Consider the following 22164-nt stretch of genomic DNA (forward strand, 5'->3'; position numbering starts at 1 on the left):
ATTCACCGCACTTTGCTTTTCCCCTTGAAATCTTTCTTTTTATTCTTATATTTGTGACGTTCAATTTTTATCTTTATGAAGGAAAAATTATGTCACAAAATCAAGAAACTCGCGGATTTCAATCTGAAGTCAAACAACTTCTCCAATTAATGATTCATTCTTTGTATTCCAACAAAGAAATTTTCTTACGTGAATTAATTTCTAATGCCTCTGATGCAGCAGATAAATTACGCTTTAAAGCACTTTCCAACCCTGCTTTATATGAAGGTGATGGCGACTTGCGTGTGCGCGTGAGCTTTGATGCGGATAAGGGAACAATCACAATTAGCGATAACGGCATTGGTATGACTCGGGAGCAAGTCATCGATCATTTGGGGACGATTGCAAAATCAGGAACAAAAGAATTTTTAACCGCACTTGGCCAAGATCAAGCAAAAAACAGCCAACTTATTGGGCAATTTGGTGTGGGTTTTTATTCAGCTTTTATTGTGGCAGATAAAGTGACTGTAAAAACCAGAGCAGCTGGTGAAGATGCGGATAAAGCGGTACTTTGGGAATCTGCCGGCGAAGGCGAATATTCTGTGGCGGATATTGAGAAAAAATCCCGTGGCACAGATGTGATTTTACATTTACGCGAAGATGAAAAAGAATTTTTAAACGAATGGCGTTTGCGTGAAATTATCGGTAAATATTCTGACCATATTGGCTTGCCAGTGGAAATGCTGACGAAAGAATACGATGATGAAGGCAAAGAGTGCGGTGAAAAATGGGAGAAAATTAATAAATCCGATGCGCTTTGGACGCGTTCTAAAAATGATGTGTCTGATGAGGAATACAAAGAGTTTTACAAACACTTAAGCCATGATTTTGCTGATCCTGTCACTTGGGCACATAATAAAGTTGAAGGAAATCAAGCATATACTAGTTTGCTTTATGTGCCAGCTAAAGCACCTTGGGATTTATTTAATCGCGAACATAAACACGGCTTAAAACTTTATGTTCAACGCGTATTTATTATGGATGATGCTGAGCAATTTATGCCGAATTATCTACGTTTTATGCGTGGTTTAATCGATAGCAATGACTTGCCATTAAATGTATCTCGTGAAATTTTACAAGATAACAAAATTACTGCGGCATTGCGCAAAGCATTAACTAAGCGTTCATTACAAATGCTAGAAAAATTAGCAAAAGATGATGCAGAAAAATATCTTCAATTCTGGAAAGAGTTTGGTTTGGTCTTGAAAGAAGGCCCAGTAGAAGATTTTGCTAACAAAGAAACTATCGCGAAGTTATTACGTTTTTCTTCAACACATAATGATAGCAGCGAGCAAACTGTCTCTTTAGAAGATTACATCTCGCGTATGAAAGAGGGGCAAAAAGCTATCTATTACATTACAGCGGATAGTTATGTTGCAGCGAAAAATAGCCCACACTTGGAATTATTCAATAAAAAAGGCATTGAGGTTTTGTTGCTTTCCGATCGCATTGATGAATGGATGTTAAGCTATTTAACTGAATTCGACGGTAAACCATTACAAAGTATCACAAAAGCAGATTTGGATTTAGGCGATTTAGCCGATAAAGAATCTGAAACACAAAAACAACAAGATGAAGCCTTTGGTAGTTTTATTGAGCGTGTGAAAAACTTGCTTGGTGAACGGGTAAAAACGGTGCGTTTAACCCACAATTTAACAGATACACCAGCGGTGGTTTCTACGGATAATGATCAAATGACGACGCAAATGGCGAAATTGTTTGCAGCTGCAGGGCAACCTGTACCAGAAGTAAAATACACTTTTGAACTTAATCCAGAACACCATTTAGTGAAAAAAGTGGCTGATATTGCCGATGAAACTGACTTTGCTGATTGGGTGGAATTGTTACTTGAACAAGCTATGTTAGCAGAGCGTGGCTCTTTAGAAAATCCAGCTGCGTTTATTAAGCGCATAAATAAATTATTAGGCTAACTAAAAATAAATAAGCCCGATTTAATCGGGCTTATTTATTGGGATAGTATTTAGGATAATCCTCAATCCATTTTTTCATTGTTTTTTGTTGCTTGAGTGTATTCGCAAAATTAAATGTTTTTCGTTTATTATTAAATTTAGCACCTAAAATAATGACTTTTCTTTCGTCTTCGGCCACTTCATATAAAAAATAGATATTATTTATTGTAATGTATTTATAGCCTGTCTTTCCCCAGAATGGTCTAAGTTGCGGGATATTCGTTAAAATCATTTTTAGTTTATCAAGATCATCTTGAGTTAGATAAGTCACGATAAATCGTTTTAGAAGATCTTTTTCAAGGCAATCGCCTGATGTTTCAGCAATATAAACATCGTATGTTGGCAGCATAATCAACTCTATTTTTTAAAATCGAATGGCTCAATTTTATGATTTAAAATAGCTTGCCAAGCTTCCGAACTTGCTTTTGCAGCTAATTGTCGTTCTTCCAAACTAAAAGCGTATTCTTCCTTGTCTTTTTTTTGTGTTTTGAGTAAATCAGAAATTTGTTCAAAAGTGAGTTCCATTTGAGACTCCTTACTGTGAATATTGACAATATTATGCCTGACTAAGCGACTTTTTTCATCTGTTTTTTCATCGAATTATTGCTCGTTTTTCAGGTATAATGCTGCAATTAAATGGCGAGAAAGAGAGAAAAATATGATTACAGTTTACGGCATTAAAAATTGCGATACAGTGAAGAAAGCGTTGAAATGGCTTGCGGATCACAATATTGAACACAAACTTCACGACTACCGTGTTGATGGTTTAGATTTGAACTTTTTAACCCAAGCTGAAGCTCAATTTGGCTGGGATGTATTGGTGAATAAACGCAGTACAACTTGGCGTAATTTGGATGAACAAGTTAAAAATTCCCTTAATAAAACCACCGCACTTTCCGTGTTGGCAGAGAATCCAACCTTGATTAAACGACCAATTATTTTACAAGATGGAAAGGCATTAATTGGATTTAACGAGAAGGAATATCAGGCTGCTTTTGCTTAAAGTGCGGTTATTTTCTTAGGAGTTTTTATGAAAGAAAAAGTGGTTTCGTTAGCGCAAGATTTAATTCGTCGCTCGTCTATTAGCCCGAATGATGAGGGCTGTCAGCAAATTATTGTAGAACGTTTAGAAAAGTTAGGTTTTCAAATTGAATGGATGCCTTTTAATGATACGTTGAATTTATGGGCAAAACACGGAACGGGTGAGCCAGTTATTGCTTTCGCTGGACATACGGATGTTGTGCCTACTGGCGATGAAAATCAGTGGTCGTTTCCGCCGTTTTCTGCTGATATTATTGATGGCATGCTTTATGGCCGTGGTGCGGCGGATATGAAAGGCTCCCTTGCAGCAATGATTGTGGCAGCAGAAGAATATGTAAAAGCAAATCCCACTCATAAAGGTACAATTGCATTATTGATTACGTCTGATGAAGAGGCCGCCGCAAAAGATGGTACTGTGCGTGTGGTTGAGACTTTAATGGCGCGTGATGAAAAAATTACTTATTGTATGGTTGGCGAGCCATCGAGTGCTAAAAACTTAGGCGATGTTGTCAAAAATGGTCGCCGTGGCTCAATTACAGGAAACCTTTATATTCAGGGGATTCAAGGGCACGTGGCATATCCGCATTTAGCCGAAAACCCAATTCATAAAGCAGCCCCATTTTTGCAAGAATTGACGACCTATCAATGGGATGAGGGTAATGAGTTTTTCCCTCCAACAAGCCTACAAATTGCTAATATTCACGCAGGTACGGGAAGTAATAATGTGATTCCAGGCGAGTTATATATTCAGTTCAATTTGCGTTATTGCACAGAAGTCACGGATGAAATCATCAAGCAAAAAGTGGCTGAAATGCTAGCAAAACACAATTTGAAATATCGTATTGAATGGAATTTATCAGGTAAGCCGTTTTTAACAAAACCGGGTAAATTATTAGATTCGATAACCTCCGCTATTGAGGAAATCACAGGCATAACGCCAAAGGCCGAAACAGGTGGTGGCACGTCAGACGGTCGTTTTATTGCATTGATGGGCGCAGAAGTAGTGGAATTTGGTCCACTTAACGCAACAATTCATAAAGTAAATGAATGCGTCAGTGTAGAAGATCTTGGCAAGTGCGGTGAGATTTATTACAAAATGTTAGTGAATTTATTGGATAGCTAAAATGAAATTAACCCCAGAAATGCTTACAGGAAAGTCCCGTGAGCATTTAGTCAATTTACCCACAACTCATTCATCCAATCATTTTTTGCAAACACAAGCGGTGAGCGCATTTCAAGGGTTGCAACAAAGTGCGGCAAAAAATGGCTTTAATTTACAGCCAGCGAGCAGTTTTCGTGATTTTGAACGCCAACAGCTTATTTGGAACAGCAAATTTAAGGGCGAGAGAAAAGTCCATGATGATACAGGAAAGGCATTAGATTTGAACCAATTAGATGACTGGCAAAAATGTCAGGCGATTTTACGTTGGTCTGCATTGCCAGGGGCTAGCCGTCATCATTGGGGAACGGAAGTGGATATTTTCGATCCTGATCTTTTGCCACAAGGTCAATCTTTACAACTGGAGCCTTGGGAATATGAAAAAGGCGGCTATTTCTTTGAATTGAGTGAATTTCTTACCGAAAATTTACCGCACTTTGATTTTGCTTTGCCTTTTATGAGTATGCAGTCCAATAAGAAAGTGGGGCGGGAGCCTTGGCATATCAGCTATTTGCCGTTAGCTGAATTGGCAAGCCAGCAATTTTCTCCAGACATTTTGCAACAGGCATGGAAAGGGGAAAATATTTTAGGGGCAGACTGTTTAATATCAAATCTTGAACAAATTTTTTCTGAATATATTGTTTAAAAATAAAGCCTTATCGTGAAGATAAGGCTTTATTCTTAGGCGTAAAAAAGCCCTTTTCCATGCAAATAAATTGGTAGCTCATCGCCAATAGATAAATCAGGGGAAATGATGTTCTCAATCCATATTGCGTAGCCATTAATTTCAATTTGAATAGTGGTAATTTTCCCTTTAAATTCGATTTGTTTTACTTGCCCTTTGAAAAGTGAGGTTGGATTTTCCGATGTTTTAAACAGGCTAAATTGTTCTGGACGAAGCAAAATCTTACCTTGTTTCTGAGTGATTGATTTATTTTTTACAGGAATATTACCTAATTGGCATTGAACTGTGTTTTCATCAATCAGATTCGCCGATAGCACGATGTTGTCACCAATAAAACTTGCGGTTTCAATATGATTTGGCGACCAATAAAGTGTACGAGGTGTGTCGATTTGTAAAATTTTACCTTGTTGGATAACCGCAATTTTATCTGCATAACGCAATGCTTCATCACGATCATGGGTGACGAAAATCGCTGATGCACCGCTTTGACGTAGTGCTTTCAGCATATCATGACGAATTTGCTGGCGAAGATGTTCATCTAAGGCACTAAAAGGTTCGTCTAATAAAATTAGTTCGGGATTTGGTGCTAGTGCTCGAGCAAGAGCCACACGTTGTTGTTGACCGCCTGAGAGTTGGTGAGGAAAACGTTCCGCCAGTTCACTAATTCCAGTGAGTTGCATTGCCTGCTCAATCCGCATTTTCTCCTCATCCGTTTTCCCTTTGCCATTCCCTAGCCCGTAAGCAATGTTGCGATAGACATTTAAGTGAGGAAATAGTACGCCTTCTTGCACCACATAACCTAGATGGCGCTGTTGCGTTGGCACATTCCCATTCTCACCAAAAATTAACCGCTCTTTTAGCCAAATTTCGCCCGTATTAGGTTGTTCAAATCCAGCAATTGCGCGTAATAACGTTGTTTTTCCACAACCAGAAGCACCAAGCAAAAAGAGGATTTCACCTCGTTGTAAGGTAAAGGAAATATCGTGAAGAACTTGTTGTTCATTAAAAAATTTATTGAGATTTTTAACGGTTAATAACGGATTATTTATCATTTTATTTAAATGCATATTTTTTCAATAAAAACACAGGAATCCCTGAAAAGAGAACGAGCATTAAGGCATAAGGCGTTGCCGCAGCGTATTGCGCATCACTGGTATATTCCCAAACGGCAATAGAAAGGGTTTTGATGTCGTTTGGCGTGAGCAAAAGCGTTGCAGTAAGCTCTTTCATTAAATTCAAAAATACTAGGGAGAATGCTGCCGCAATGCCTGGTAGCATTGCTGGTAATGTTAAAGTTCGGAAAATATAGAATGGACTTCGTCCTAGGCTTTGTCCGACTTTCTCAATATTATCAGAAAGTTGCTCAAGCGAGGCTCTAAGTGTGGTTTGTGCCATTGGTAAATAGAGCATAAAGTAAGCCACGATAATAACTAAAAAGGTTTGATATAAGCTGTTGGTATAGTTGATCGTAAAGTAAATCAGCGATAATGCGATAACTAAGCCGGGTACAGCGTGTAATAGGTAAGGTAACCGATCAATCCAAACGGTTAATTTGCTACGATAGCGTACAGCTGCCCAAACCAATGGCAAAGCACAAACTACGGTAAGCAATGCGCCTAGGCCTGAAATGATAAATGAATTACTGAATGCCGATAAAAATTCTGAAAAATCACCCGCACTTTCGAGTGAATGTCCTACGATAAGCCAGTAAATTAACATAATCACAGGTACGCCAATGCTTAAGATGAATATGCTAGAGAAAAATCCGAAGGTTAAACATTGTTTGCCAAAAGAAAGCGTTTTTACTGGATAAGGACGAGTGACACCTTTGCCACTGTTGTAAAGGGTTTGTTTACCGCGGAAGAATGTTTCTCCCAGCACAATAATGCTACAAATTGCCATTAATACAGCGGAAAGTAGTGCTGCGGTGCTATTATTAAAAGACATTTCATATTCTTGGAAAATAGCTGTGGTGAATGTTTGGTAATTTAAAATTGAAACTGCACCGAAATCTACCAGCATATGTAATGCTATTAGCAATAAACTACTACCGATTGCTGGTTTTAATTGCGGGAAAATAGCGTGCCAAAAGGTGTAAGTTTGGCTTTTTCCTAATGAAAGGCTTACTTCTTCAAGAGAGCGATCTAGTCGTTTAAGCGTAGCTGAAATTGGCAAGTAAGCGAGTGGGAAAGAGCTTAGTGTCATGATGCCGATTGTTCCCCAAAAACCTTCGACTCGAAAGGTGAGGCTGATCCAAGTAAAACAACTCACAAAGGCTGGAATACAAAGCGGCAAACTCATTGCCACTTCAAAAAATGATTTGCCGAAAAAACGATATCGTTCAAGTAAAAATGCACAAAGCGTACCGAGAAAAATGGAACCAATAGTCACACAGACCATGAGAAGCATTGTGTTGCTCAGTAATTCCGCCATTCTCGGGCGAATAAGAAGCTCAAGGCTACGATCTAATCCGACTTCAATCGCACGGAAAAGAATATACAGAAATGGTAATAAGAGCGGTAAACCAATAAGTAAAATAATGATGGTGAGCCAAAGTGGGGGCGTTCGGGTCAAAAGATAGTCCTTTATATGTGGCAACTGTATCTTCACTTTTGGTGAAAATACAGTTGCGACGTTAGCGGGCTTATTTTAAACCAGCTTCTTCAATTAATTTATTTGCTTGTTCTTTATCTTGAGCCGTAGTTGCTGAAACTACTGGCGCTTGTAATTTAGCATAAGGTTCCATATTGAATGGAGAAGTCACATCTGTACGTAATGGATATTCTGCACGTACAGCAACTAAGGCTTCTTGACCTTTTTTGCTTGCTAAGAAGTCCACGAATTTTTTCGCTTCTTCTTTATTTTTAGATGCTTTTAAGATTGCAGCACCTGAGTAAGTGACTAACGCACCAGGGTCTTTATGACGAATAAAGTACAAGCGAGTTTTTAAGTTTTCTGCGCCTTTTTCTTTTGCTAATGCATACCAGTAGTAGTTATTAATTAAGGCTGCAGGTACTTCGCCATTTTCAACAGCTTGCAATGCAACACTGTTTTTCGCGTAAAGTTTACCATTTTCTTTTAAGCCTTTTAACCAATTAAGCGCAACTTTCTCACCTTTTAGTTTAACAATGGCCACAACTTGTTCTAAGAATGCACCAGAGGTTGGTACATAACCGATTTTATCTTTCCATTTTGGTGTCGCGTAATCAAGTACTGATTTTTCCATATCTTTTTCAGATAATTTAGTGTGATCATAAACCACAACACGAGAACGACCACTTAATGCGATCCAATCTTTTTTAGGCGCAACAGGTACACCTTGGTGAGAGGTTTGTTTGATCGTATTGGCTGAAAGTGGTTCTAATAAACCCGCTTCGGAAAGTGCGGCAAATGGAGATGTTTGTTCTGAATAGAATACATCGGCTGGGCTTTTATCGCCTTCTTCTTTAAGTTGACCAGCTAACTGTTCACTTTTAGCACTATTTAAAGTGACTTTGATGCCGGTTTCTTGCGTAAATGCATCAGCTACGGCTTTTGCAGCTTCTTTATGTTGGCCGTTGTAAACGGTAATGTCGGCAAAGCTACTTGCTGAGAATGTAAGCGCGGCAGCGAGTGTCGCAATTTTGAAAGATTTGAATGTCATTGAAAACTCCTTGTTTTATGAGAATGAATGTTTTAATTAAGTCTGAATGACCTTTATTCTATTTCCAAATTCATTCAAATGCAAATAATTCTCAATTTTTATTTGTGGCAAAACAAAAGGAGAGCTGTTAGCTCTCCTTCAATAGATAGATTGCTTTGAATTTTGTTTATAGTGTGGCTGGTTGGATGTAACCTAAGTCTGCTAATACTATACAAATAGAATCACATAATCCTGAACAATCAAACTCTTCATCAATGAGTTTTTCGTTGTTGTTCATATCTTTGTAGCCATTTTCAATTAAATACGCTTTGAGTGACGCATTGAGGGTCGCTTTAGTTGTCGGTGTTTCCATTTGAGACATCATATAAACATGCAGTTCATTTAAATCTTCAACTCCGCAGTTATACATATTGCCTGCGCCGATATATTGATCCGCTCCCTCTATCATAGTCTTCATGTATTGCGTGAACCGTTTAGGTACATAAGTTTTGTTATCTTCAAACGCATATGTTTGATAAGGTGTGAGAAAAACATTGATATAACCGAAGATAATTGCTAACAATACGGAAGAGTAAATTTCATTCTCTGTGAGATTTTCAAATTCTTTATGTTCAGCAATGTAATCAATTAATGATTGAATAGTGAAATGGCCTACTTGATAGATAAAGTGTTCAAGTAATTTTTCTACGCCTTGATTATTGAATATATTGCTCAGATTATTTTCTTTGCCTTGATTAATGAACGTTAGTTTGTTTAATAAATCTGTCTTTATGTTCTCAGTACGGTTAATGTTATCTTGTAAATGAGCATGGCATAGTAAACTTCTTCTAAATGCTACATCGTAAAGATAATCGAGGCATTGCTCACGTGCCACATAATCTGTTTCGGATAATTGATTGATCATGTCTCTTAGATGTGGTGGCATACAAGAAGTATATGAAAGTAGGAAACTTGTATCGCCAATATAAGCCAATTGATGTTGATGTAGGCTATCAACAAATTGATTTAAATAGAGAGGGTGGTTGTGATATTCGAGATATTCATGGGCTACGTAATGATCATCTTTAGTTTGAATATCATCAAAGTTTTCAATTCTGCTCTTGTTATTGTTTTTTTCAGACTCAATCGATTTAATTGCATCTGAGAATAATTGAACAACGGCTTTGCCACGACGAGTTTGCTCAGAGAGCGGTAAATTCTGAGTGTATTTATTGGCATAGAGCATAATATCACGTGCAACTTCTCGGCTTTTCCAACCGGGATAGGTATTGTAAGAAATATAAGCAATACCATTTGGTGTTAAATTCTCACGACAAATCTCAAGGATTTTATCTTTCACATTATCAGGTACCCAAGAATAAATACCATGTACGATAATGTAGTCAAACATGCCAAACTCAGGCGTAATATCGAGAATATTTTTTGTTTCTAAATGAACGTTTGTTAATCCCATTGATTTGATGATTTCATTACCTTGAGTAATTTGGCTATCTGCTAAATCAATGCCGACAAATTCAGTATCTGGATGATAAACCGCTTGAGAAATTAAGTTTCCACCAAAAGAAGAACCTAATTCTAATACTTTAGCACCTTTGAGTGATGGAGGGGTTAATCCCCATAATGTTGCATTTCCTTCCAAAAGCGCAATGCTCGTATAAGAAAAGGGTTTTGAGTAGTATCTAAGTTCGTCGTAGCGGTTATTTTGTTCGGTCATAATCTATCCAGTTTGTCACATAATTGAGGGCATATATTATAGAGGGAATAGAAATGAAAACAAAGCGATGATTATTTCCCATGCAGTAGTAATTACGCTAGAATAACCACAATTTTCACCAGCTTAGTATCCTCATGCTTTCATTTACTCTCGAACCTCAAGATAACGCACGTTTGCAATCTTTATGCGGTGCATTTGATGATCATCTAAAACTTATCGAAAAAGAATTTAATCTTGTCATTGCTCGTCATAATTTCACTTTTAATATTGATACTGAGGAAGAGGAGCCGAAACCTTATCATGCAAAATTGATAAAAAGTGCGGTGAAATTAATCCAAGATTTATATGTAGAAACTGCGCCCGTAAAAGGTAAAGTAAAAGAGTTAGATTTGGAAGATGTGCATATGGCTTTGCAAGAAAGCCGTATGCTATCTCAAGTTGAACCGAACCGTGCTGAAAATAATGTTTTCAGTACAACGATTAAAACTAAACGAGGTGTGATTAAACCTCGAGGCGAAAATCAAGTTCAATATTTGCATAATATTTTAACTCACGATATTAGTTTTGGTATTGGCCCTGCGGGAACGGGGAAAACATTCTTAGCGGTTGCTACGGCAGTGGAGGCTTTAGAGCGTCAAGAAATTCGTCGCGTTTTACTCACTCGCCCTGCGGTGGAAGCGGGCGAAAAGCTAGGGTTTTTACCGGGGGATTTAGGTCAGAAAATCGAACCTTATTTACGTCCGCTTTATGATGCGTTGTTTGAAATGTTAGGTTTTGAGCGTGTGCAAAAATTAATCGAACGTAATGTTATTGAAATTGCCCCTTTGGCTTATATGCGTGGGCGTACACTTAATGATAGCTTTATTATTTTAGATGAAAGCCAAAATACGACAGTTGAGCAAATGAAAATGTTTTTAACCCGTATTGGTTTTAATTCTAAAGCCGTGATTACGGGCGATATTACGCAAATTGACTTACCTCGTAGCTCAAAATCTGGTTTACGCCATGCGATTGAAGTGTTGGAAAAAGTACCAGAATTAAGTTTTAACTATTTTGATAGCAAAGATATTGTGCGTCATCCGGTGGTGGCTAAAGTCGTGCAAGCATACGAAGAATGGGAAGTGCAAGATGAAATTCGTCGCAAAGAATTAGCGGAGCTTCGTAAAGCAGAACGTGAAAAAGAGCGGTCAGAAATTGAAAAGAATTTAGGAGAGTAGAATGGGAAGTATATTCGTTGATCTGCAAATTGCCACAGAAAATATAGAGGGGCTGCCAACAGAAGAGCAAATTGTGCAGTGGGCAACAGCTGCTGTTCAACCGGAAGGGGATGAAATTGAAATGACGGTGCGTATTGTGGATGAAGCCGAAAGCCATGAATTAAATTTAACTTATCGTGGCAAGGATCGCCCGACTAACGTGCTTTCATTTCCATTTGAATGCCCTGACGAAGTGGAGTTGCCATTGTTAGGGGATCTCGTGATTTGTCGTCAAGTTGTGGAGAGAGAAGCCGCAGAACAAGAGAAACCATTAATGGCACATTGGGCGCATATGGTCGTGCATGGTAGCTTACATTTACTCGGTTATGATCATATTGAAGACGATGAAGCGGAAGAAATGGAAAGTTTAGAAACCCAAATTATGCAAGGATTAGGCTTTGATGATCCTTATCTAGCAGAGAAATAATCTTTATTCGGAGTAATGATGTATAAAGCGGTATTTAGTGATTTTGATGGCACCTTATTAACCTCTCAACATACTATTTCCCCTCGAACTGTTGCGGCAATTAAGCGTTTAACGGCGAATGGTATTCCTTTTGTGCCAATTTCGGCGCGTTCTCCTTTAGGTATTTTGCCTTATTGGAAACAGCTTGAAACGAATAATGTACTTGTTGCATTTAGTGGCGCGCTTATTTTGAATCAACATCTTGAACCAATTTATAGCGTACAAATTGATCCAAAAGATATTTTAGATATTAATACCGTTTTGGCGGATTACCCTTTGCTTGGTGTGAATTATTATACAAATAATGACTGCCATGCTCGCGATGTAGAAAATAAATGGGTGATTTATGAACGCAGTGTTACCAAAATTGAAATTCACCCTTTTGATGAAGTAGCGGCTCGTTCGCCACATAAAATTCAGATTATTGGGGAAGCACAAGAAATCATTGAGATTGAAATTATTTTAAAGGAAAAATTTCCACATCTGAGTATTTGTCGTTCTCATGCTAACTTTTTAGAGGTGATGCACAAGAGTGCAACCAAAGGAAGTGCGGTGCGTTTTTTGGAAGATTATTTTGGCGTACAAACCAATGAGGTGATTGCGTTTGGTGATAATTTTAATGATTTGGATATGCTAGAACATGCTGGGCTCGGGGTGGCAATGGGAAATGCACCTGATGAAATTAAACAAGCTGCAAATGTAGTCACTGCGACCAATAATGAAGATGGGTTAGCATTAATTTTGGAAGAAAAATTTCCTGAATAATCGGCAAGAAAAAGGCTCTCAAACGAGAGCCTTTTAGTTATGAATTTTTTGATTCTTTTGAATTATACATATCTTCAATTTGCTTACGATAACGCTCTAAAATCACTTTTCTACGTAATTTTAATGTTGGTGTAATTTCACCCAATTTAATGCTAAATGCTCGAGAAAGTAGCGTGAATTTTTTTACTTGCTCGAAATGAGCCAATTCTTTTTGCACCGCATTAATACGCTGCTCAAACATTTTTAGAATTTCAGAATTTTTTAATAATTCTAAACGGTCATGATATTTTATATTGAGCTGTTTAGCGTACTCTTCCAAACTATCAAAGCAAGGCACAATAAGTGCAGACACATATTTTTTCGCATCGGCGATGATCGCAATTTGTTCGATAAATTTATCTTTACCGATTTTGCTTTCGATATATTGCGGCGCGATATATTTGCCGTTTGAGGTTTTCATTAATTCTTTAATACGATCGGTAATAAATAAATTCCCTTGTTCGTCAAACTCTCCCGCATCGCCAGTTTTTAAGAAACCATCTTCAGTGAAGGCTTGAGCCGTTTCTTCAGGCTTTTTGTAATAGCCTTTCATCACCATTCCGCTACGCACGAGGATTTCATTATTTTCCCCAATTTTAACTTCCGCTTTAGGCATGAGTGTGCCGATTGAATTTGGGTTAAATTGGAAATCATGCCAGCAAGAAACTGTCGCAGTTGTTTCTGTCATGCCATAGCCTAATTTGATGTTGATACCAATAGCATGGAAAAATAGCCCAATAGCAGGTTCTAATTTTGCTCCTCCGCAAGGCATCATTTTTATACGCCCCCCCAATAATTGGCGAAGTTTTGAGAGCACTAATTTATCTGCTAAAGCAAATTGTTTTTTCAATAAGAATGGAACAGTTTTGTTATTCGCACGTAAATCAAAATGTTTTTGTCCTACGGAAATTGCCCAATGGAACATTATTTGGCGAAGTTTTGGGGCTTTTTGAACTTTATCCAACACGGCAGCATAAATCTTTTCATAAAAACGTGGGACGGCACACATTAAGGTTGGGCGAATTTCCGTTAAAGCTGACCGCACTTGATTGGTATCTTCTAAATAGCAAAGTATTGCACCTCTATGAAGAATATAAGCCGCCCATGCCCGTTCAAAAATATGAGAGAATGGTAAAAAAGAAAGTGAAATATCCTGATCTGTCACGTTAAGTGAAAGATCATGAGCTTCTAATTGGTGAGCGAGATTAGCGTAATCTAACATGACACCTTTAGGCTCTCCCGTTGTGCCTGAGGTATAAATAATCGTAAATAAATCCGATAATTGTTTTTGGTTTAAGCGTTGAGTCAGTTCATCTTGTTGTACGTTTGAACCTGTTTCAATAAAACTTTCCCAAGTGCAAGAAAGGGGATCTTGTTGTAATTGAATGGTTGATTTCATTGCCACGATTTTTTGTAATTTTGGACAATGATGAGCAATTTCGAATGCTTGATCGTATTGATCTTGATCGCCGACAAATAGAATTTTTACATCGGCGTGATTTAGGATAAATTCTGCTTGCTGGGCTGTATTGGTTGCGTAAATAGGTACTGTGATTGCTCGAATTTGTAAGGTCGCAATGTCAGCGATTGTCCAACGTTCCATATTATGGGCAAAAATGGCGATTTTATCTTGTACGTCAATATTGTGAGCAAGTAATGCACGAGAAAGTTGATTGAGTTGCTCTTGAAAATTTTTCCAAGAGATGTCTCGCCACAAGCCGTGTTCTTTATAGCGAAGTGCGGTCATATTTGCACGAGTTTTGGCTTGTTGTTGAATACGATGAACAAAATGGAGATCGAGATTCATATTAACCCTATTTTTTGATTTCATTGAGCGAACAGTTGTTCGCTAATATAATCTTAAATAGGAATAAAAGCTAGAAGAATATTGATTGTTTTAAATTATTTTTAGTGATCCATTGTTCATTTTTAGATCGTAAGCTAAATTCTAGATAATAAAAAACCGCTCCGAAGAGCGGTTAATTTTTCAAAGTTTTAATTAGCCTTTGTAGTTGTAGATATGAGCTACTAAGTCTAATACTTTGTTTGAGTAACCAGTTTCGTTATCGTACCAAGATACTAATTTAACGAAAGAATCAGTTAATGCGATACCAGCGTCTGCATCAAATACAGAAGTTAACGCACAACCGTTGAAGTCAGTAGAAACAACAGCATCTTCAGTGTAACCTAATACGCCTTTTAATTCGCCATTGAAAGTTTTACCCTCAGCTGCATCTTTGATTGCTTGTTTGATTGCATCGTAAGAAGCTGGTTTTTCAAGGTTAACAGTTAAGTCAACAACAGATACGTTTGGAGTTGGAACACGGAAAGCCATACCAGTTAATTTACCGTTTAATGCAGGTAATACTTTACCTACTGCTTTCGCTGCACCTGTTGAAGATGGGATGATGTTTTGTGATGCACCGCGGCCGCCGCGCCAGTCTTTAGCAGATGGGCCATCCACAGTTTTTTGAGTTGCAGTTGTTGCGTGAACAGTGGTCATTAAACCATCTTTAATACCGAAAGTTTCATGAACAACACGTGCTAAAGGAGCTAAACAGTTTGTTGTACAAGATGCGTTAGAAACGATATCTTGACCTGCGTATGCGTTGAAGTTTACACCACGAACGAACATTGGGGTTGCATCTTTAGATGGGCCAGTTAATACAACTTTTTTCGCGCCTGCTGTGATGTGTTTACGAGCAGTTTCATCAGTTAAGAATAAACCAGTCGCTTCAACAGCGATATCAACACCGATTGCACCCCAGTTTAAGTTTGCTGGATCACGTTCTGCAGTTACACGGATAGTTTTACCATTAACCACTAAGTTACCATCTTTCACTTCAACAGTGCCGTCGAAACGACCGTGAGTTGAATCATATTTCAACATATAAGCCATGTATTCAACGTCGATTAAGTCGTTAATACCTACAACTTCGATGTCATCACGGTGTTGTGCTGCACGGAATACGATACGGCCGATACGACCAAAACCATTGATACCAATTTTAATTGCCATAAGATTTTCACCTTTTATTTAAGTTAAACAAATCTGTTTGCTTTGAGTAATACTGCTCACTCAGTAAGACAGCGCACAGAGTATAGCACGAGCATTTTTATAAAACTATAAACCCTACTACTTTTTTGTGATCTATATCAAATCATCATTAGAATGAAAAAGTACCGTAAAAAATCACCGCACTTTTGATGATTTTTTATAGAGAAATCTGCATAATAGACTGAAATTGTTAGAGAAGGTTAAATATTCTATGTCTCGAGGTAATCTTTATATTTTGTCTGCACCAAGTGGCGCAGGAAAATCTTCATTAATTTCTGCGTTATTGGCATCAGATAGTTCAACTCAAAAAATGGTGTCTGTGTCACATACGACCCGTGCCCCACGCCCAGGTGAAGTTGAAGGCGTACACTATTATTTTGTATCAAAAGAAGAGTTTGAATCACTCATTGAGCAAGATTTATTTCTAGAATATGCCAAAGTTTTTGGTGGCAATTATTATGGAACCTCTTTACCTGCGATTGAAGAAAATTTAGCAAAAGGCATTGATGTATTTTTAGATATTGATTGGCAGGGTGCTCAACAAATCCGTAAAAAAGTGCCTTCAGTAAAAAGCATTTTTATTTTACCGCCTTCATTGCCTGAATTAGAGCGTCGTTTAATTGGTCGTGGGCAAGATAGTGAAGAGGTTATCGCTGAACGAATGTCAAAAGCGATAAGTGAAATTTCGCATTATGATGAATATGATTATGTCATTGTGAATGATGATTTTGAGAAAGCATTAAAAGATTTACAAAGTATTTTGCAATCGGAACGCTTAACTAAAGATTATCAACAAAAACAAAATGCAATGTTAATTCAACAGCTACTAGCAAAATAGGGCGAAATTGAGTATTATAACGCCCTTTCAATAGAGTAATTTTTGACAAATCGGAGTAAATTATGGCTCGTGTTACTGTGCAAGATGCAGTAGAAAAAATTGGTAACCGTTTTGATTTAATTTTAACGGCTGCGCGTCGTGCAAGACAATTACAACTTAACCAAAGTGCACCGTTAGTGCCAGAAGATAATGACAAACCAACAGTAATTGCATTACGTGAAATCGAAAAAGGTTTGATTAATCAAGATATTATGGATGCACAAGAATTCCAAGAAATGGCGAAAGTGCAAGAAACGGAAGAAGCAGCTGTTGCATTAATTACAGAATAATCTTTTAAAAGTGCGGTAAAAAATCACGATATTTTAACCGCACTTTCTCTTTCAACGATAAGTAGGTCTCCTTTGGAACTGTTTGCTGATTTAGATCGAATTATTCAAGGGTATTTGCCCGCAGATAAAATTGAACTCATCAAGCGTGCGTTTGTGATTGCAAGAGATGCGCACGAAGGACAATTTCGCTCCAGCGGCGAACCTTACATTACCCATCCTGTTGCGGTAGCCTCCATTATTGCTCAACTACATTTAGATCACGAAGCGGTAATGGCCGCGCTTTTGCACGATGTTATTGAAGATACACCTTATACAGAAGAACAACTGAAAGAAGAGTTCGGTGCCAGTGTGGCTGAAATTGTGGACGGTGTATCAAAACTCGATAAGTTGAAATTTCGTACTCGCCAAGAAGCACAAGTCGAGAATTTTCGCAAAATGATTTTGGCGATGACGCGTGATATTCGCGTTGTGTTAATCAAGCTTGCTGACCGCACGCATAATATGCGCACGCTTGGTTCGTTACGACCAGATAAACGCCGCCGTATTGCGAAAGAAACCCTTGAAATCTATTGTCCGCTTGCTCATCGTTTAGGTATTGAGCATATCAAAAATGAATTAGAAGACTTATCTTTTCAAGCAATGCATCCACATCGTTATGAGGTGTTGAAAAAACTCATTGATGTGGCGCGTAGTAATCGACAAGATTTAATCGAACGTATTTCACAAGAGATTAAAGTGCGGTTAGAAAACGCAGGAATTTTTGCCCGAGTGTGGGGGCGTGAAAAGCACCTTTACAAAATCTATCAAAAAATGCGCATAAAGGATCAAGAATTCCACTCTATTATGGATATTTATGCGTTCCGTGTGATTGTGAAAAATGTTGATGATTGTTATCGTGTTTTGGGGCAAATGCATAATCTTTATAAGCCACGCCCTGGCAGAGTAAAGGATTATATCGCGGTACCTAAAGCAAATGGCTATCAATCTTTGCAAACTTCAATGATTGGGCCGAAAGGTGTTCCCGTAGAAGTTCATATCCATACTGAGGATATGGAACAAGTCGCCGAAATGGGCATTACTGCACATTGGGTTTATAAAGAAAATGGTAAAAACGATAGTACAACCGCACAAATTCGCGCACAACGCTGGCTGCAAAGTTTGGTCGAAATTCAACAAAGTGTAGGTAATTCTTTTGAGTTTATTGAGAATGTAAAATCAGAGTTTTTTCCGAAAGAAATTTATGTTTTTACGCCAAAAGGTCGAATTGTTGAATTGCCAATGGGCGCAACGGCAGTAGATTTCGCTTATGCTGTGCATTCAGATGTGGGGAATACTTGTGTTGGAGTGACTGTTGAGCATAAACCTTATCCGCTTTCACAAGCCCTTGAGTCTGGTCAAACGGTCAATATTATCACCGATCCAAATGCCCATCCTGAAGCCGCATGGTTAAATTTCGTGGTAACTGCTCGTGCGAAAACACGGATTCGCCATTATCTCAAACAACGTTGTGAAGAGGATGCGGTGAAATTAGGCGAAGTTGAGCTTAATGCAGCATTACAGCCTCATAATTTAGGTGATTTTTCTATTCAACAAATTAGAACAGTATTAGATGCTTTAGCGCTTTCTTCTTTAGATGAATTATTACGAGAAATTGGTTTAGGCAATCAATCTGCCTCCATCATTGCGCATCAATTTGTGGGCGTGCCGTTAGAATCTTCTAATACTCAGAATTTTGAATTTGAATCAAAAATACTCACTATTGCACCAATGCAAGTGGGTAAAACACAATTTGCTCAATGTTGCCATCCAATTCCTGGCGATCCTATTGTGGGATGTCGTATCGAAGAAAACACCGTTGTGGTGCATCATCAACATTGTGCAAGTTTGAAGAATGCTTGTCGCCAATCGTTGGCTAAATGGGATAATGTTCAAAGTGCGGTAAATTTTGAGGCTGAATTACAAATAGAAATATTGAATGAGCAGAATGCCTTGCTTAGTTTAATGACCGCAATTTCTGCGAGTGAAAGCAGTCTTCAAAATATTTGGACGGAAGAATTAGAGAACAATTTATTGCTTGTGATTTTGCAGGTTTGTGTAAAAGATATCAAACACCTTGCCAATATCGTTCATCGCATTAAAGGCATCACTGGCGTCGTGAATATTAAACGCAATATTAATGAGCTATGAGCCTTGAACTTCTTGATGCCGTACCTTTGACCAGCCTCTCTGGTGTTGGTGCGGCCATTTCTAATAAACTGGCTAAAATCGGCATTCATAACCTGCAAGATTTACTCTTTCATTTACCTATTCGCTATGAAGATCGTACGCGAATTACGCCAATCGCTAATCTTCGCCCCGAACAATATTTTACCATTGAAGGAATTGTACAAACCTGTGACGTTACTTTTGGCCGTCGCCCGATTTTATCGGTCAGTTTGTCAGACGGCACATCGAAAATTATGTTACGTTTTTTCAATTTTAATGAGGGGATGCGTAATAGTTTTCAAGTAGGTGTGCGAGTAAAGGCTTTTGGCGAAGTGAAACGTGGTCGCCATATGCCAGAAATTCATCATCCAGAATATCAAATTGTGCGAGATAATGCGCCCATAGTATTGGAAGAAACCTTAACGCCGATTTATTCCACGACGGAAGGGCTAAAACAAAATTCATTACGAAAATTAACGGATCAGGCTTTGGCATTACTCGACAAAGTTCAGATTGCAGAAATTTTGCCTAATGAATTTAATCCACATCAATATAGCTTAAAAGAGGCATTGCGATTATTGCATCGTCCGCCGCCAGATATTTCATTAGAAATGTTAGACCAAGGTAAGCATCCTGCACAACAACGATTAATTTTTGAAGAATTATTGGCGCATAATCTTGCTATGCAAAAAGTGCGGTTAGGAACGCAGCAATTTTCTGCCTTACCGCTACATTATCAAACAGATTTGAAACAGCGATTTTTAGCCACCTTGCCATTTCAACCCACTAATGCGCAAAAGCGAGTAGTGTCGGATATTGAACAAGATCTTATCAAAGATTATCCGATGATGCGCTTAGTGCAAGGGGATGTTGGCTCAGGAAAAACATTGGTTGCTGCATTGGCTGCTTTAACTGCAATTGATAATGGCAAACAAGTCGCCTTAATGGCGCCAACAGAAATTCTTGCAGAACAGCATGCGAATAATTTCCGACGTTGGTTTGAGCCTTTCGGTATTGAAGTTGGTTGGTTAGCCGGTAAAGTAAAAGGAAAATCAAGACAAGCAGAGCTTGAAAAAATCAAAACTGGTGCCGTGCAAATGGTGGTGGGGACGCATGCTTTATTCCAAGAAGAAGTCGAGTTTTCCGACTTAGCATTAGTGATTATTGATGAACAGCACCGTTTTGGTGTGCATCAACGATTAATGTTGCGTGAGAAAGGCGAAAAAGCGGGATTTTATCCCCATCAGTTAATTATGACGGCCACGCCGATACCAAGAACGTTGGCAATGACCGTATATGCCGATTTGGATACATCAATTATTGATGAATTGCCTCCAGGTCGTACGCCGATAACAACCGTAGTGGTTTCTGAAGAACGTCGCGCTGAAATTGTGATGCGTGTAAAAAACGCTTGTGTTAATAAAAAACGTCAAGCCTATTGGGTGTGTACGTTAATTGATGAATCAGAGGTTTTAGAAGCTCAAGCTGCTGAGGCGATTTGGGAAGATCTAACTAAGGCCTTACCTATGTTAAATATTGGGTTAGTGCACGGGCGGATGAAATCACAAGAAAAACAAGATGTCATGATGCGTTTTAAAAATGCAGAATTGGATTTATTGGTGGCGACGACAGTAATCGAAGTGGGTGTTGATGTTCCGAATGCAAGTTTGATGATTATTGAAAATGCAGAGCGTTTAGGTTTATCGCAACTTCATCAATTACGAGGGCGCGTCGGTCGAGGCAGCACGGCTTCTTTTTGTGTACTAATGTATAAACCTCCGCTCGGTAAAGTTTCGCAAAAACGTTTGCAAGTGCTACGAGATAGCCAAGATGGGTTTATTATTTCGGAAAAAGATTTAGAAATTCGCGGGCCTGGTGAAGTACTTGGAACGAAACAAACTGGAGTTGCTGAATTGAGAGTAGCAAATTTAATGCGAGATAGAAAAATGATACCAACGGTGCAATTTTATGCGAAATTACTTATCCAAAAATACCCAGATTTAGCAGAAAGTCTGATTCGTCGTTGGTTAAATAATAAAGAGATTTACTCGAACGCTTAAAAGTGCGGTCAATTTTCAAAGAGTTTTAAATGGATAAAAAAGAAAAACGCCCAACTGTACTTTTTTTTGACTCTGGAGTGGGTGGATTTAGCGTATATCGCGAAGCCAAAAAATTATTACCAAATTGGCACTATCTATATTGTTTTGATAATGCAGGTTTCCCTTATTCAGAACGCGAAGAAGAAAGTATTATTCACCGCACTTTAGCGGTTTGCCAACTTATTAATCAACGTTATCCATTAGATGCAATCGTGATAGCTTGCAATACAGCGAGTACAGTTGTGCTTCCTCCTTTGCGAGCTGCTTTTGATATTCCTATCGTTGGGACTGTACCCGCTATTAAACCTGCATCAGAAATGACAAAGACAAAACATATTGGTTTATTAGCTACAAAGGGTACAGTAAAGCGTCATTATGTCGATGATTTGATTGATAAATTTGCGCAAGATTGTGTTGTTGAGAGATTGGGAACAACAAAATTAGTAGAAATTGCGGAGCAAAAAATTCGTGGTCATTCCGTTGATTTAATTAGTTTAAAAGATGAGTTATCTCCGTGGGCAGACATGGTAGATTTGGATACATTAGTTTTAGGTTGTACTCACTTTCCACTCATCAAAGATGAAATTCAGTTGTGCTTGCCACAAATTAAATATTTTATGGATCCTGGCGCGGCGATTGCTAAGCGGATAAAATATTTACTAGATGGTAAAAGTGTTCGTGCTCAAGCTGAAAAACATAATCAAATGTTTTGTACTGCACATTTTCCCGAAGAATCTCAATTTAAAAAAGCTTTACACCTATGGGGATTTGAATCTTTAGATGTAATAAAAATAGACTAAAATTGATGTTAAATAGACCTTTTTGTATTAACTTTATCCAAAAGATCATTTTTTTAAA

At 38.2% G+C, this 22164-nt stretch carries 20 protein-coding genes; 12 read left to right on the forward strand and 8 right to left on the reverse strand.

Going from position 1 to position 22164, the window contains the following annotated elements:
- The first annotated feature begins 89 nt into the window (after window positions 1-89).
- Window positions 90-1970 (forward strand): molecular chaperone HtpG, encoded by a 1881-nt coding sequence (gene htpG, locus A8M50_RS02205; protein ID WP_005646270.1) that lies wholly within the window; start codon window positions 90-92, stop codon window positions 1968-1970.
- A 31-nt stretch (window positions 1971-2001) separates the two neighbouring features.
- Here htpG and A8M50_RS02210 read toward each other — a convergent pair whose 3' ends face one another.
- Both A8M50_RS02210 and A8M50_RS08980 read right to left on the reverse strand, forming a co-directional pair.
- On the reverse strand, window positions 2002-2358 hold the full coding sequence (locus A8M50_RS02210; RefSeq protein WP_005646368.1) for a hypothetical protein: 357 nt from the start codon (window positions 2356-2358) through the stop codon (window positions 2002-2004).
- 8 nt (window positions 2359-2366) lie between these two features.
- On the reverse strand, window positions 2367-2534 hold the full coding sequence (locus tag A8M50_RS08980) for a hypothetical protein (protein ID WP_005643664.1): 168 nt from the start codon (window positions 2532-2534) through the stop codon (window positions 2367-2369).
- Between the two features lie 133 nt (window positions 2535-2667).
- Here A8M50_RS08980 and A8M50_RS02215 point away from each other — a divergent pair, with 133 nt between their 5' ends.
- Genes A8M50_RS02215 through A8M50_RS02225 form a run of 3 tightly spaced genes read left to right on the forward strand, consistent with a single transcriptional unit; the run spans window position 2668 to window position 4855 of the window.
- A complete protein-coding gene (locus tag A8M50_RS02215; RefSeq protein ID WP_005646418.1) occupies window positions 2668-3012 on the forward strand; it encodes an ArsC family reductase in 345 nt (114 codons plus the stop codon).
- Between the two features lie 27 nt (window positions 3013-3039).
- Window positions 3040-4173: a succinyl-diaminopimelate desuccinylase gene (dapE, locus tag A8M50_RS02220; RefSeq protein ID WP_005646395.1), complete on the forward strand. Its 1134-nt coding sequence runs from the start codon at window positions 3040-3042 to the stop codon at window positions 4171-4173.
- Window position 4174: 1 nt separating this feature from the next.
- Window positions 4175-4855, forward strand: a complete 681-nt coding sequence (locus tag A8M50_RS02225) for a M15 family metallopeptidase (protein ID WP_005646455.1) — start codon at window positions 4175-4177, stop codon at window positions 4853-4855.
- Window positions 4856-4890: 35 nt separating this feature from the next.
- On the opposite strand, the gene fbpC is transcribed toward A8M50_RS02225, so the two are convergent.
- The 4 genes from fbpC to A8M50_RS02245 form a co-directional block, all read right to left on the reverse strand.
- Window positions 4891-5961 (reverse strand): Fe(3+) ABC transporter ATP-binding protein FbpC, encoded by a 1071-nt coding sequence (gene fbpC / locus A8M50_RS02230; protein WP_005646312.1) that lies wholly within the window; start codon window positions 5959-5961, stop codon window positions 4891-4893.
- Window positions 5948-7468 (reverse strand): ABC transporter permease, encoded by a 1521-nt coding sequence (locus A8M50_RS02235; RefSeq protein ID WP_005646291.1) that lies wholly within the window; start codon window positions 7466-7468, stop codon window positions 5948-5950. The genes fbpC and A8M50_RS02235 overlap by 14 nt, the downstream gene beginning before the upstream one ends.
- 70 nt (window positions 7469-7538) lie before the next feature.
- The gene (locus A8M50_RS02240) at window positions 7539-8537 is read right to left on the reverse strand and encodes an iron ABC transporter substrate-binding protein (protein WP_005646426.1); all 999 of its coding nucleotides are present in this window, start codon (window positions 8535-8537) and stop codon (window positions 7539-7541) included.
- Between the two features lie 166 nt (window positions 8538-8703).
- Entirely contained in the window at window positions 8704-10251 is a 1548-nt protein-coding gene (locus tag A8M50_RS02245; protein WP_005646306.1) for a class I SAM-dependent methyltransferase, read from the reverse strand.
- A gap of 134 nt (window positions 10252-10385) precedes the next feature.
- On the opposite strand from A8M50_RS02245, the gene A8M50_RS02250 reads away from it, so the two are divergent.
- From A8M50_RS02250 to A8M50_RS02260, 3 genes are read left to right on the forward strand one after another with little or no spacing between them, the layout of a single operon-like run.
- Window positions 10386-11468, forward strand: a complete 1083-nt coding sequence (locus A8M50_RS02250) for a PhoH family protein (RefSeq protein WP_005646300.1) — start codon at window positions 10386-10388, stop codon at window positions 11466-11468.
- A gap of 1 nt (window position 11469) precedes the next feature.
- Window positions 11470-11934, forward strand: coding sequence for an rRNA maturation RNase YbeY (ybeY, locus tag A8M50_RS02255; protein ID WP_005646339.1), 465 nt, complete (start codon window positions 11470-11472; stop codon window positions 11932-11934).
- Window positions 11935-11952: 18 nt separating this feature from the next.
- Window positions 11953-12738, forward strand: a complete 786-nt coding sequence (locus tag A8M50_RS02260; RefSeq protein WP_005646274.1) for a Cof-type HAD-IIB family hydrolase — start codon at window positions 11953-11955, stop codon at window positions 12736-12738.
- Window positions 12739-12775: 37 nt separating this feature from the next.
- Here A8M50_RS02260 and A8M50_RS02265 read toward each other — a convergent pair whose 3' ends face one another.
- On the reverse strand, window positions 12776-14584 hold the full coding sequence (locus tag A8M50_RS02265) for an AMP-dependent synthetase/ligase (protein ID WP_005646446.1): 1809 nt from the start codon (window positions 14582-14584) through the stop codon (window positions 12776-12778).
- A 192-nt stretch (window positions 14585-14776) separates the two neighbouring features.
- Entirely contained in the window at window positions 14777-15796 is a 1020-nt protein-coding gene (gene gap, locus A8M50_RS02270) for a type I glyceraldehyde-3-phosphate dehydrogenase (protein ID WP_005646416.1), read from the reverse strand.
- A 250-nt stretch (window positions 15797-16046) separates the two neighbouring features.
- On the opposite strand from gap, the gene gmk reads away from it, so the two are divergent.
- The 5 genes from gmk to murI all read left to right on the forward strand — a co-directional run bounded on the left by gmk (window position 16047) and on the right by murI (window position 22106).
- Window positions 16047-16673, forward strand: coding sequence for a guanylate kinase (gmk, locus tag A8M50_RS02275; protein WP_005646462.1), 627 nt, complete (start codon window positions 16047-16049; stop codon window positions 16671-16673).
- A 62-nt stretch (window positions 16674-16735) separates the two neighbouring features.
- Entirely contained in the window at window positions 16736-17002 is a 267-nt protein-coding gene (rpoZ, locus tag A8M50_RS02280; RefSeq protein ID WP_005625717.1) for a DNA-directed RNA polymerase subunit omega, read from the forward strand.
- Window positions 17003-17074: 72 nt separating this feature from the next.
- Window positions 17075-19189, forward strand: a complete 2115-nt coding sequence (gene spoT, locus A8M50_RS02285) for a bifunctional GTP diphosphokinase/guanosine-3',5'-bis pyrophosphate 3'-pyrophosphohydrolase (protein WP_005646442.1) — start codon at window positions 17075-17077, stop codon at window positions 19187-19189.
- A complete protein-coding gene (recG, locus tag A8M50_RS02290) occupies window positions 19186-21267 on the forward strand; it encodes an ATP-dependent DNA helicase RecG (protein WP_005646412.1) in 2082 nt (693 codons plus the stop codon). The genes spoT and recG overlap by 4 nt, the downstream gene beginning before the upstream one ends.
- Window positions 21268-21296: 29 nt before the next feature.
- Window positions 21297-22106: a glutamate racemase gene (gene murI, locus A8M50_RS02295; RefSeq protein ID WP_005646392.1), complete on the forward strand. Its 810-nt coding sequence runs from the start codon at window positions 21297-21299 to the stop codon at window positions 22104-22106.
- Window positions 22107-22164: the final 58 nt, after the last annotated feature.

The organism is Haemophilus haemolyticus, from assembly GCF_001679045.1.
GTDB classification, from domain to species: domain Bacteria; phylum Pseudomonadota; class Gammaproteobacteria; order Enterobacterales; family Pasteurellaceae; genus Haemophilus; species Haemophilus haemolyticus.